This is a genomic window from Arthrobacter sp. Hiyo1 (genome assembly GCF_001263615.2).
GTDB lineage: Bacteria > Actinomycetota > Actinomycetes > Actinomycetales > Micrococcaceae > Arthrobacter.
The window spans coordinates 152,153-164,705 of sequence record NZ_DF952474.1 but is presented as its reverse complement, the minus strand read 5'-3'; the positions used below and the strand labels follow the sequence as shown (position 1 = coordinate 164,705).

Sequence of the window (12,553 nt, the reverse complement as noted above, 5' to 3'; positions counted from 1 at the left end):
TGCCGCTTTTCGCAAGTTCTTAAGTAACCGATCGCCCCACGGCGGGGCCGTGGGGCGATCAACTGGAATGGTGCGTGGTGCCTAGTCCGGACTGACCAAGGGGCTCCGGTGTTGGCCCGGTTTGATCATTTCGAACTGCGGTATCGCGTCGGGGTTCGGGCCGCCCCGGAACTTCGGCGAAGGCTCGCGTCCTTCGCTGAGGCGCTCGATTTCCTGTTCTTCGAAGACGTCTTCGGCTCCGAGCATGATGGCGGAATCCTCGTTGGTGATTTCACCGTTGAAGGCGCGGACCATGACCGAACGGTCGAACTGGCCCTCCCATTTCGCTACGACAAACGTAGCCACACAGTTGCCAAGCAGGTTGACGACGACGCGCATGGAGTCCATGAGCCGATCGGCACCCAGGAGCAGCGCGACGCCGGCGACCGGGAAGATGCCCAGTGCGGCGGCTGTGGCCGAGAGTGCCAGGAAGGACGAACCGGGTACGCCGGCCATGCCCTTGGACGTCAGGAGCAGGACACCCAGGGCCGCCAACTGCTGGCCGAGGTCAAGGTGGTGGCCGAAGGCCTGGGCAAGGAACAACAGCGAGATCGAAAGGTAGATCGCGGCGCCGTCGAGGTTGAAGGAGTAGCCCGTGGGAACAACCAGGCCGGTGGTGGCCCGGGAGCAACCGGCGTTGGTCAGCTTGGTCATGATCCGTGGCATGACGGCCTCGGTGGATGCCGTGCCCAGCGCGAGGAGGAATTCCTCACGGGTGTACTTCAGGAACTGCCACAGGGGCACCCGGGCGAAACTCCAGGCGACCAGGAACAGCAGGCCGATAAAGACGATGGCCGCCCCGTAACAGGAGGCGATGAGGAGCGCATAGGTCCCGAGGGTATCGAGTCCGTACTGGCCGATGATGAACGCCATGGCGCCGAAGGCACCGATGGGCGCCACTTTCATGATCCAGGACATGATCTTGAAGATCAGTTCCAGGACGGTTTCCATGAGGCTGATGACCGGGAGGCACCGCTCGCGTCCGATGACGACGATTGCCGCGCCGAAGAAGACCGAGAAGAACAGGACCTGGAGCAGGCTGTTGCTGGCGAACGCGCCGATCACAGAGGTGGGAATGATGTCCAGGAGGAAGGAAGCCGCATCCTTGGGCGGCGCAGTCCCGGTCTTTGCGTTCAGCGCATCCTGGGAGAGAGTGCTGGGATCGATGTGCAGTCCGGCACCCGGCTGGACAAGATTTCCAACGATCAGGCCGAAAACCAGTGCGAAAAGCGTGGCGCCGGTGAAGTACAAGAGGGCTTTGACCCCGACCCTTCCGACCGCCTTGACGTCGCCCACTGCCGAGATACCCGTGACGATCACGAGGAAGATCAGCGGAGCGATGATCATCTTGATGAGTTGAATGAAACCATCGCCCAGTGGCCGAAGGGCGGACCCGATGTTCGGCCAGAAATGGCCGATGAGTACACCTGCGACGACGGCGATCAGAATTTGGAAGAAGAGCGACTTGTACAGTGGCTTCTTCTTCCGCGGAGCCGAACTCGCCTTCAGCGCCGCAGAGTCTGGGATCTTCATTGATCTGAACCAATCAGTTTGGGAACAGCCCCTGATTTGGGGGGTTGTTTTCAAATGTAATCCCGATCACTTCATTCCACAAGGGGAAATTCAAATTTCACAATGTGGAATCTGCAGATTCAGCGCTGCACCTCCTCAACCTCCTTGTCCGTGAAGATCCTGAACCCACGAAGTGGGTCGAAGCCGTGGACTTCCCGCGTATCGAGAGCCTCCATGAACTCCAGCGCCTGGCTGGTGATGACCTGGCCCGGGACCAGGATGGGGAAGCCCGGAGGGTAAGGGGTGACGAATCCGGCCGAAACAACTTCCTCGCCTTCCGCATCCTGGCCTTGAGGTCTCCCGCGGACAGGTAGGTGGTTGATCCATCCTTGTAGCTCTCGAAATAGGCGGCACGGATGTCCCCATCAGGACTGAGCGGATCGCGCCGGTAGCGGTCCGCGAAGCTGCTGAAATCGGGCAACGGCGGAGTGGTTCCCGTGAGCCCCGCGGCGAGACCTTCGTCTGCCGTTTTCCGCGCCGGCCGTTCCTCTTCGAAGGACTCTGCCAGCTTGACGAGGACTTCGATCAGGTAGGCGACAGCGCTGCGGGAGGTGCCGATGTTGGTCATGAACAGCACGGTGTTACGTGACGTCTTGTTGACTTGGATGCCGTGCTTGTCGGCGAGGTACCGGTGCCGGAAAGTGTCGCCGTCGATCCCTGTCCGGCTGATGTCCAGCGTGAGGCGGCTGGGGTCGACGACGAACTCGTCGTGCAGCCAGGCGTCCGCCAGTGCCGCCAGCCCATCCCGGAGCGGCATGGCACTGCCGGTTTCCCGATAGGGCGCCGCAATGAGGTCCCTCGACGTGAGGACCGGAAGTATTTCTTCAGCAGGGGGTGGCGGGCCACTGCCTGGGCAACGATGGTTGCCAGATCCGCCTGTTTCTGCACCAGGCCGAAACCCTCAAGCTCCACCTGGCGGCGGCCGATGTCGAGCGAAGCAAGGATCTGGTAATTGGGCGACGTGGAGGTGTGGGTCATATATGCTTCGCGAAATGACTCTTGGTTATGCTCGCTGAAGTCTTGGTCGAAGACATGGATCATGGATCCCTGACGTAGCGAGGTGAGGGTCTTGTGGGTGGACTGCGTGGCGTAGACGCGCAGCCGCGCTTTCGCTGGATCCGGAATAAGCCGGGTCTTCAGCCAGAGTTCATCGTCGGCGGGCGCACCCGTCACTGGATCGTGGAGAGATGCCGCTTGTTCGGCGTGCCTGGCGGCATAGCCGGGATCACTGAATGAGGCCCCAAGCTTCCTCGCCGCGGCCATGGCCGTCCTGCGCCGAAAGACGGGGTGGGACCGGGCGAAGGCGAACCAGGCCTCGTCCCAAAGGAAGACGAGGTCCGGTTTGATGGCCAGGCATTCTTCCATGACGCGTTCTACGTCATAGACGATGCCGTCGAAGGTGCAGTTGGTCAAAGTGATCATCTTGACTTCATCCAAGCGCCCGGCACGTCGGTAGGCCAGCAACCGGGCCTTGATCGTGGCCAAGGGCACGGCACCGTAGAAGGCGAACTTGTCCAGCGGGTAGGCGTCCAAGTAGGAAACCCGGGCTCCCGCGAGGACGAAAGCGTAGTGATGGGATTTGTGGCAGTTGCGGTCGACGAGGACCACATCCCCTGGAGCAAGGATGGACTGATGGACGATCTTGTTGGCGGTGGATGTTCCATTGGTGACGAAGAAGGTTTTCTGGGAACCGAAAGCCCGCGCCGCCAAGTCTTGGGCCTCCTTGATCGATCCGTGCGGATCCAACAGCGAATCGAGGCCTCCCGACGTCGCGGACGTCTCGGCCAAGAGGAGGTTCATGCCGTAGAAATCGGCCATGTCGCGGATCCAGGGCGAATTGCCCACCGAGCCACCGCGGGAGATCGGCAAGGCGTGGAAGACGCTGGCCGGCCGCCGGCTGTATTCCTGCAGTGCGGTGAAAAACGGAGTCCGGTACCGCTCGGCAACACCCGACAACAGCGACAGGTGGAGGTCGAGATTGTCCTGCCTGCGGAAAATCCTCCGGAACCGCTTCGTCAGTGAGCCCGCGAGGCTCTCCATGGCCACACCGGCTACCAGGTACACGTCCAGTTCGGGGCGCAACTCGGAGATCTGCTCGGCAAGGCTGAGGAACCTGCCCAGCGGTGGCATGCCGGCAAGGTCAGGGCCCACGAGGCCGGCAAGGTATTTCCTCAGGTCGCGGCCAAGCGGCTGGCTGCTGGCGATGCTGAATCCCGGGCGGAGAGTGCACGCTTGGATGGCTGGGTTCAGGACCAAGGCAACCAGCGCATCCTCGTAGCTGGGAACCACGATGAGTTCATAGGTGAAGGCATCGGACGGCCTCCGCTGGGCCAGCAATTCCGCTTTCAGCGCTTCGGCTTCTTGTTCAGTCATGTCGTCGACAAACAGGACATCGAACCGGGGACGCTCCCTCGCCGGCCGCCGCTCCCGGCTGTCTTCCGGGACACCCGAAATAGAGCGCTCCGCCCCGGACTGCCCTGGTTCCGGGCCGACCCGGTCCGGGCTGACCGGTCCCGGGCTGGCTGGACGCGGACCTACTGGTCCCGGACCGGCGGAAGGCATCAGGTGCGCCATTCCGCGGATCATGTCCAATCCGGCGTCGTAATCGCCCGAATCCATGCAGTTTAGTAACGGCGCCAACGCGGCGAGCCCCGGCGCCGCCCAATACAGTTCCATGGCCTGAAGAAGGCGCAGCGCCTGGACGGCTTGGTCCTGCAGTCCGGAGCGCGACTGGATTCCCTGTCCTCCCTTTGCCAGCTGCTTGAACGCGTACCCGAGAAACTCCCACGCGTCAGCGCGCGAACGCCACGCGCTGCTGGGCGTCTGGATGTCCTGCCTTGGAGGTTGGCTGTTCACGTGGCTTCGCTTGCTCGGAGTGGTTTCCGTCGTCAGGGTGGCGCTGCTGTTTCGGGGCGTGATGCCGGGCAAAGTGGTTCCGCTTTCCATCAATTCGTTGTGCATCAGGAGCGGTGGCCGCCCTGGGAGAAGGAACCGGCGACGACGGGAAGGTCGCCAGTGTGGCCGCGCCGGGCCTCGGCTGCCTCCAGGATGCGTTTGCGGCAAGCGAACCAGCCAGCAATGAGGAGGGGTATCAGGAGCAGAAGGGAAGCGAGGACCCAGCGCCCCGTCTCCGAGAAGCCCATCGTGACAAGAACGAAGGCAAGGAAGGCGAGCGTGAGGTATGAAGTGAAGGGGGCTCCGAAGAGCCGGAATGACGGACGAACGGCCTTGCCGAGCCTGACCCAGGCCTGAAGCTTGATGTGGCACAGGATGATGGTTGCCCAGCCGCCGATGATCCCGATCGCAGAGACCTCGAGAACGATCTCGAACACTTGCGACGGCACGAGGGCATTCAGGCCGACGCCAAGCAGAGTGATCACGGCTGTCAGCAGGATGCCGCCATAAGGCACCCCCGATTTGCTCATCCTGGCGGTGAACTGTGGCGCGGAGCCATTGACCGCCATCGACCTCAAGATCCGGCCCGTGGAATAGAGGCCGGCGTTGAGGCTCGACAATGCCGCTGTCAGGACAACGAAGTTCATCACCGATGCCGAAACGGCCGCGGCATGGGGATCTCCGAGATGGGAAAAGAAGGTGACGAAGGGCGATTCGCCGGATTTGTACGCCGTGAACGGCAAGAGCAGCGAGAGCAGCACCACGGAACCGACATAGAAGAGCGCAATCCGGAAGACGACCGTGTTGACGGCCTTCGGCATCACCCTTTCCGGATTGGCAGTTTCGCCTGCAGCCGTACCAACAAGTTCAATCGCGGCATACGCGAACACGACGCCGCTGATCGCCAGCAAGGGCGCTACGGCACCGGTCGGGAAAGCTCCGCCGTGGTCCAGGATCACGCCCAGCCCTGGAACGCCGATGTCGGTCTTCCCACCAAAGACGATGAAGCAGACCCCGACGACGAGGAAGGCTACCAGCGCGGCCACCTTGATCAGCGCGAACCAGAATTCCATCTCGCCGAAGATCTTCACCGAGACGAGGTTCAGGGCCAGCACAATGACAAGGGCGCAAAGGGCGATAAGCCATTGCGGGATCGTTTGCAGCGGCTCCCAGAATTGTCCCCAGAACTTGACGTAAAGCGCCACGGCCGTGACATCGACAATCGACGTCATGGCCCAGTTGAGGAAGTAGAGCCAGCCGGCCGCATAGGCCATCTTCTCGCCATAGAACTCCCTGGCATAGGACACGAACGAACCCGAGGATGGCCTGTGGAGAACCAGTTCGCCGAGGGCGCGCAGAATCAGGAACGCAAAGAACCCGCAAAGGGCGTAGACGAAGATCAAGGCTGGGCCGGAACCGTTCAATCGGCCACCTGCCCCCATGAAAAGGCCCGTTCCGATCGCTCCACCGATGGCTATCATTTGGATCTGCCGCGGCTTGAGCGTCTTGTGGTACCCGGCCTCCTCGCTCGAAAAGTCCTGCGCCGAGGTTGAACGGTCGCCAAGAAGCTCCCGGTTGTTTTCCAGCGAATCAGCGGGATCAAGCCCGGCAATCCGAGCCCCGGCGATCGGGCTTGGCGCAGGCGAGTTCAGTGTGCGTTTCATTCCAGGGGTCTCCTTTGACTCCGGTTCCGCGGGTGCGGCTGCATGCTCCAGAACTTGTCCCCCGGCTTGAGTGTTGGATCACAGCTGCACTGCTGGATCGTCAGCGGGGGGACGGAAAACAACTCTAGGTTCCAGCGGAAGGGAAGGAACTGTCTGGCCAGCTAAATTCGCGGGATCCCCGTTGTGCGCGAATAACAACTCCGTTCCGCCTGAGTGCGAGTAATGTTCATGGCTGTGAGCGCGGCTAAGCCGCTTAGAGGAAGTGAATACGGGTGGCACCCCTTGAATCTGCCGAGCATGTCATTGGCGCCATGCTCAGCGACATACTTGAAGACATCGGCGTCGACAACGGGCAGCTGCTGGTTCCTCCCGGAATGGACAATGGCATGGTTCGTGAAACCGTGATCGTGGACGCCGAGGACGAGGCGGCCGTCCAACGCGGGAGCTTGGTCTTGCTGATCGGAGTCCGGGGTCGCGCGGCATTGCCGAGCATCCGGAAGCTGATTCCGGACTACCCCGCCGCCGTCGCGGTCAAAGGAAGCGAGGAGGAACTGGACGCCGTCCGGGAAATGCTGCTTCCCACCGGAATCGGCCTGATTGCCGTGTCCCCCGCAATGAGCTGGGGCACGCTGGAGAGTATCGCCAAGGACCGCATCCAAGAGCCAGCACTTTCCACGGACGCGTCCACGATCATCCACCGGGATCTTTTTGCCATCGCCCAGACCACCGCCACCCTGACCAACGGCCACGTCGTCATTGAGGATCCCGCAAACCGCGTCCTGGCGTATTCACCGGCCTCCAACGACGTCGATGAACTCCGCAGGCTCTCCATCCTGGCCCGACGTGGACCCGAACGCTACCAAAAACTGTTGAAAGAGTCCGGGGTCTATAAGCACCTGCAAGCGGCCGAAGCTCCCATCCACATGGAAGCCAACCCGACGGAAGGCCTACGGGAACGGGTGGCCATCGGGATCCACGCGGGCAACCGGATCCTGGGGTACATCTGGCTTCAAGAAGGGAAGGAACCCCTCGCTCCCAACACGGACAAGCTCATGGTCGGAGCTGCACGGCACGCGGCGATAGAACTGGTCCGGCACCGCAACGAACAGTCCCAGGCACTGCGGCGCGACAGGATCTCCAGCCTGCTCAGCGGCACTCCGCAGATCCACTCCCAGGCACAGTCCGCGGGCATCGATCCATCCAAGCCGGCGGCCCTCGTCCTGATTTCCGCCAAAGGCGACGACGAGTCCGCGGCGGGCCTGCAACTGCGGCGCGGCGAGTTGGCGAATGTGGCATCGATCCATGCGGCGGCCTACCGACCAGGTGCTGTGGTGGGAGCCATCGGCCTGGAAATAGCCATGATTCTTCCCGATCTTGACCCAGTGAAGTCCCCGCCGGCCATCAACCGCCTCATCAACCTCATTGTCCGGGACGCAAGGGTCCACCTGCACTGCCAGGTGCAGGCCGCCGTCGGACCCGTCGTCGAACGCCTCGATGCATTGCATGGCACCCTGGAGCATGTCCGCAGTGTACTGAAGGTCCTGGAAAGCACACCCTCAATCCATGTGGCGTCCTACGCCGACGTGGAAACAACCGTTTTGACCAAGGAATTGCTGGAGCTTCTGGCGTCAAGGACCGACCTTCGGCACGGAGGCATCACCGTGCTGTGCAAGCGATACCCCGAGTTCGCCACAACGCTGTTGACCTACCTTGAATTCTTCGGCGATGTGAACCGGTGCGCAGAGGAACTGGCCGTCCACCGGAATACGGTGCATTACCGCCTGAGGCGTGCGTGCGAAGTGGCGGGCATCGACCTCCAGTCCGCAGAGCAACGGCTGCTCGCACATCTTCAGCTCAGGCTGTGGACCCACTCCGAAGGACGGAACTGAGTAGCATGGACCTCCAGAATCTCCTTGACGACATTGTCGGCACGGTCCGGCCCTTGCTCGGCCAAGGAGCACCTGCCGACTACATCCCGAGCCTGGCCGCGGTGGATGCCAAGCAATTCGGCATTTCCATGGCAACCGCCAACGGCGACGTGTTCTCCTCCGGAGACGCCGACGTGCCCTTCTCCATCCAAAGCATTTCGAAGGTCTACGCCCTCGCCCTCGTGCTCGCTGGCGATGGCGACCGGATCTGGAAGCGCGTGTTCAGGGAGCCTTCAGGCAATCCATTCAATTCCTTGGTGCAGCTGGAACATGAGGACGGAATTCCGCGGAATCCGTTCATCAACGCCGGCGCCCTTGTTGTCACGGACAGGCTGCTCAGCATCGCGGGCAGCTCGCCATCTCCCGTCCGGGAATTGCTCCGCCAAGAAAGCGGTAACAACTCCGTCGATACGGACCCCGAAGTGGCAGCGTCGGAGGCGGCCAACAGCCACCGCAATGCCTCGCTGGCACACTTCCTGGCCAGCTACGGGAACCTGGAAAACCCCGTGGAATCGGTCCTCGAGGCTTACATCAGCCAGTGCGCCCTGGAAATGAGCTGCACCGACTTGGCCCTGGCGAGCAGGTTCCTGGCCAACAACGGGCTGCGCGGGAACGGCACACCGCTGCTGTCCCCGTCCCAGACCAAGAGAATCAACGCCGTGATGCTCACGTGCGGCACCTACGACGCCGCCGGCGAATTCGCCTACCGCGTAGGACTCCCTGGAAAGAGCGGAGTGGGTGGCGGCATTGTGGCAGTGGTACCCAACAAATGCACCATCTGCGTCTGGAGCCCCGGCCTGGGACGATCCGGGAATTCACTCGCGGGCGTTGCCGCCCTCGACGAGTTCACCACCCGCACGGGCTGGTCGATTTTCTAGCCGCGGCCCACGAACGGCATTCCCGCAGCGGTCACCACCACGGAGCCGACATTGGCCGACGCCGGCATGTTCGCCATCATGAGCACCGCGCGGGCAGCGTCCCCCACAGGAAACATCGGCTCCACGCGCCTGCTTCCATCGGCCTGGAGTGCCCCCGAGCCCACGCCGATGGTGTCCATGATCTCGGTGCGTGTGTTGCCGATATCGATCTGCCCGCACGTAATGCCATACGGACGCCCGTCCAGCTCGATGCTCTTGGTCAGGCCGCTCATGGCGTGCTTGCTCACGGTGTACGCGACGGACAATGGCCGCGGCGAATGGGCTGAGATGGAGCCGTTGTTGATGATGCGTCCGCCTTGCGGCTCCTGCGCCTCATCGTCCGGACGGCCTCCGCTGCGCACAGCATGGATCCGGTGACATTCACGGACAACGTGGCATTCCAATCGGCCACGCTGATCTCGTCCACACCCCCGGAAGCCGAAGATGCCGGCGTTATTGAACAGGACATCAACCCTCCCCCAGCGCCGGCGGGTCGCCTCGAAAAGGCGCGCGACGTCGTCGGCACTGTCACATCGCACGGCACCGCAAGCGCCTCGGGGTGGCCGTTGGCAGTCTCGAGAAGCTGCGCTTCCCGCCGGCCGGCGAGGGCAACGCTGTAGCCCTCCGCCAACAGAAGCCGGGCAACTGCCCGCCCGATCCCGGAGCCGGCTCCGGTGACGACGGCCACCCGGGGCCGGGTGAGGATGGTTTCGCTCACGCGGTTCTCCTGTTTGTCGGGCTAGTGCGCGGCGGGAGCATCCGCCGTCGTCGTGTCCGTTGTGGTCAGGGGCCAGCCTATGACGGTCTTGGGGCGCGGTGTGGCGTAGGTCCGGACCTTGGACGTGGACAGTCCCAGGCGGACGAGCGACTCGGCGATGGTCACGGCTGCGGCCACGCCGTCCACCACCGGAACGCCGCAGCGTTGGCGGATCTGCTCGTCGAGTCCTGCCATGCCGCCGCAGCCGAGGACGATGACCTCGGCCTTGTCGTCACGCACGGCTCGTTCGGCCTGTTCCACGATGGCCTCGACTGCGCGTTCCGGGTACTCCTCGAGTTCCAGCACTGCCATGCCGCTCGCGCGGACGGATGCACAGCGGTCGTCGAGGCCGGCAAGCTTGAGGCGGTCCTCGATGAGCGGGACCGCGCGGTCCAACGTGGTGACCACGGAGTATTTGTGCCCGAGGAACATCGCGGTGCTGGCCGCGGCCTCGGTGATGTCGACCACCGGAACGTCGAGGAGCTCCTGGAGTCCCTCGCGGCCGTGCTCGCCGTAGCCGGCCTGGATGACGGCGTCGAACGGTTCGGGGTAGTTGACCACGCGGTCCATCACCGCGATGGCCGCGAGGTAGCTTTCAAAGTTCCCTTCGCACGAATCGGCGCCGAACCGCGGGGTGATGCCGATGATCTCGGTTCCGGGCGCCGCGACGCTTCGCGCCTGGGCTGCGATGAAGTCGGTCATGGATTGGGTGGTGTTGACGTTTGCGACGAGGATGCGCATGTGTTCCTCCTGGATAGCCCAACTAATCCCCACCGCCACCCTCGCCTCGCAAGCTCGGCCAGGGAACCCTGACGGTGTGGGCCCTCGCAGTTGTTGTCGTTTTGACGGGCGAAAACGACACAACTGCGAGTGAGTTGAATATTAGTGGTTGCTGACGACGGCGATCGGCTCGCCGGAGACGTCGGTGTGCTGCTGCTTCTTGTCCGCGAACAAGTAGTAGCACAACGCCCCGATGCCTGCGCCGAAGAACCAGGCGAACGGTGCCGCGGCCTCCAGTGCGGGAACGAACGCGATAAGGATGGCGACGACGGCGGCCGGAACCATGGCGGCGATCGCCCTGGGGTTGACGCCTCGCTTGTAGAAGTAGGTGCCCGAAGGGTGGTCCGTGTAGAGATCGAGGACGTTGACCTTGCCGCGGCGCAGAAGCCAGTAGTCGGCCATGACGACGCCGAACAGCGGGCCGAGCAGCGCGCCGAGTCCGCCCAGGAAGTACACGATCACGAGGGGGTTGTTGTAGAGGTTCCACGGCAGGATGATCAGGCCGATGGTACCGCTGACCCAGGCTGCCTTGCGGAAGTTCAGGTGCTTGGGGAAGAGGTTGGTCAGGGCGTAGACGGGTGCCACGAAGTTCGCCATCAGGTTGACCGCGATGGTCAGGATCAGCAAAGCGAGGCAAGCCAGGACCAGGAAGAGCGTGTTGGGGATGCTCTGCACGATGTCCGAGGGGCTTTCAATGATCTTGCCGTTGATCTTGTACTGGCCGCCGGCCATGATCACCACGATTGCGCCGAAGAGGAGCATGTTGATGGGGATGCCCCAGAAGTTGCCACGGACAATCGACTTCTTGGACACCGAGGAGCGGGTGAAGTCACAGAAGTTCAAGACGAACGTGCCGTAGATGGAGACCCAGAGGGCGCCGCCGGCAAAGATCGTGCGCCACATCTCGCCGCCTTCGAGGCCCTTGATGCCGGACCACTGGATGGCACCCCCGGCCTCAACGAAGACCCAGATGGCAATGGCCAGCATGGTGGCGAGAATGATGGGGCCTGCGAAGGCCTCGTACTTTCGGATCATTTCCATACCGAAGCTGACAATGACCAACTGGACAATCCAGAGCGATACGAAAGCGATCCAACCAAGGGTGGACAGGCCGAGGATCGAGTTGGCGTCCATCTCCTTGAGCCCGGGGAACATGGCGACAAGCATGACGCGGAGCACCACGGAGGCAAGGTACGTCTGGATTCCGAACCAGGCGATGGCCACGGCCCCGCGGACGAGGCTGGCCAGCTGGGCGCCCCGGATACCGAAGCTGATCCGGCTCATGACCGGGAAGGGAACACCGGTCTTCTGGCCCATGAAACCGGAGAAGGTCAAGAGGGTGAACAGCAAGACGGCGCCGATGCCCAGGGCCACGAGGATTTGCCACCCGCCCAGGCCAAGGGAAAAGAGGCCGATCGCAAAAGCGTAGTTGCCAAGGCTGTGGACGTCGTTGGCCCAGAGGGTGAAGATGCTGTAGCTGGTCCAGCGCCTACCCTCCTTCTTGGTAGGGGCGAGGTCGAGGTTATAGAGGGTGGGGCTGATGTCTCGGCCCGCTGCGACGGACGCTACATCGCACAGGGTTTCATTTCCTACTGACGGATGGACCGAACTGCCTGGCAGGATGGTCTGCTCCGGAGCCGTTGTGACGCCGACTGGGGGAGTCGATTGCATCGTGGATCTCCACTTCTTTGTGGTGCTGCAACTAGGCTTCCGAGACGCTGTGAGAGGAGTTGAAGCTTTTCGCATCGTGGAATCTAGTTATTGAATAGTGAAATAACTGTATGAGCCAGGTCACCTTTGGTCAAGGGCCAAGCTCCCGACGGCGGTCACAAACGGCAGCGTGGGCGCCGCGGGACCCCCTGGGCGCTAGTCTCCGCGGGACGAGATTGACGCTTGACGAACGCATGGCTAATCTCGAATTACAGAATTATATTCTCACAATACGAAATTTCTATGCACGGTTCAGCGCGCACCACAGTGCAAGCGCCCAGACATTCAATG

Annotated in this window: 9 protein-coding genes and 1 pseudogene; 2 read left to right on the top strand and 8 right to left on the bottom strand. The window is 62.4% G+C overall.

The window, feature by feature from the left end:
- Positions 1–81: 81 nt before the first annotated feature.
- From AHiyo1_RS18135 to AHiyo1_RS18125, 4 genes are all read right to left on the bottom strand, one after another.
- A complete protein-coding gene (locus tag AHiyo1_RS18135; RefSeq protein WP_059389473.1) occupies positions 82–1,572 on the bottom strand; it encodes a cation:dicarboxylate symporter family transporter in 1,491 nt (496 codons plus the stop codon).
- Between the two features lie 119 nt (positions 1,573–1,691).
- Positions 1,692–1,829: a hypothetical protein gene (locus AHiyo1_RS27205; protein ID WP_253257462.1), complete on the bottom strand. Its 138-nt coding sequence runs from the start codon at positions 1,827–1,829 to the stop codon at positions 1,692–1,694.
- A 346-nt stretch (positions 1,830–2,175) separates the two neighbouring features.
- Positions 2,176–4,557: a beta-eliminating lyase-related protein gene (locus AHiyo1_RS18130; RefSeq protein ID WP_253257444.1), complete on the bottom strand. Its 2,382-nt coding sequence runs from the start codon at positions 4,555–4,557 to the stop codon at positions 2,176–2,178.
- A 14-nt stretch (positions 4,558–4,571) separates the two neighbouring features.
- The gene (locus AHiyo1_RS18125; protein WP_059389472.1) at positions 4,572–6,170 is read right to left on the bottom strand and encodes an amino acid permease; all 1,599 of its coding nucleotides are present in this window, start codon (positions 6,168–6,170) and stop codon (positions 4,572–4,574) included.
- A gap of 272 nt (positions 6,171–6,442) precedes the next feature.
- Here AHiyo1_RS18125 and AHiyo1_RS18120 point away from each other — a divergent pair, with 272 nt between their 5' ends.
- Positions 6,443–8,059 (top strand): PucR family transcriptional regulator, encoded by a 1,617-nt coding sequence (locus AHiyo1_RS18120; protein ID WP_253257443.1) that lies wholly within the window; start codon positions 6,443–6,445, stop codon positions 8,057–8,059.
- 5 nt (positions 8,060–8,064) lie between these two features.
- Complete coding sequence (locus AHiyo1_RS18115) at positions 8,065–8,976, top strand: glutaminase (RefSeq protein WP_059389471.1); 912 nt, start codon at positions 8,065–8,067, stop codon at positions 8,974–8,976.
- On the opposite strand, the gene AHiyo1_RS27200 is transcribed toward AHiyo1_RS18115, so the two are convergent.
- The 4 genes and pseudogenes from AHiyo1_RS27200 to AHiyo1_RS18095 form a co-directional block, all read right to left on the bottom strand.
- Positions 8,973–9,554 carry an SDR family oxidoreductase gene (locus AHiyo1_RS27200; RefSeq protein WP_253257442.1) on the bottom strand — a complete coding sequence of 194 codons (582 nt, stop codon included), beginning with the start codon at positions 9,552–9,554 and terminating at the stop codon, positions 8,973–8,975. The two genes, AHiyo1_RS18115 and AHiyo1_RS27200, sit on opposite strands and share 4 nt — an antisense overlap.
- Before the next feature lie 56 nt (positions 9,555–9,610).
- A pseudogene (locus AHiyo1_RS27195) lies at positions 9,611–9,703 on the bottom strand (SDR family NAD(P)-dependent oxidoreductase); the annotation flags it as partial.
- A gap of 51 nt (positions 9,704–9,754) precedes the next feature.
- Positions 9,755–10,513 (bottom strand): aspartate/glutamate racemase family protein, encoded by a 759-nt coding sequence (locus AHiyo1_RS18100; protein ID WP_059389470.1) that lies wholly within the window; start codon positions 10,511–10,513, stop codon positions 9,755–9,757.
- 141 nt (positions 10,514–10,654) lie between these two features.
- Positions 10,655–12,223 carry an NCS1 family nucleobase:cation symporter-1 gene (locus tag AHiyo1_RS18095; protein WP_059389469.1) on the bottom strand — a complete coding sequence of 523 codons (1,569 nt, stop codon included), beginning with the start codon at positions 12,221–12,223 and terminating at the stop codon, positions 10,655–10,657.
- Positions 12,224–12,553: the final 330 nt, after the last annotated feature.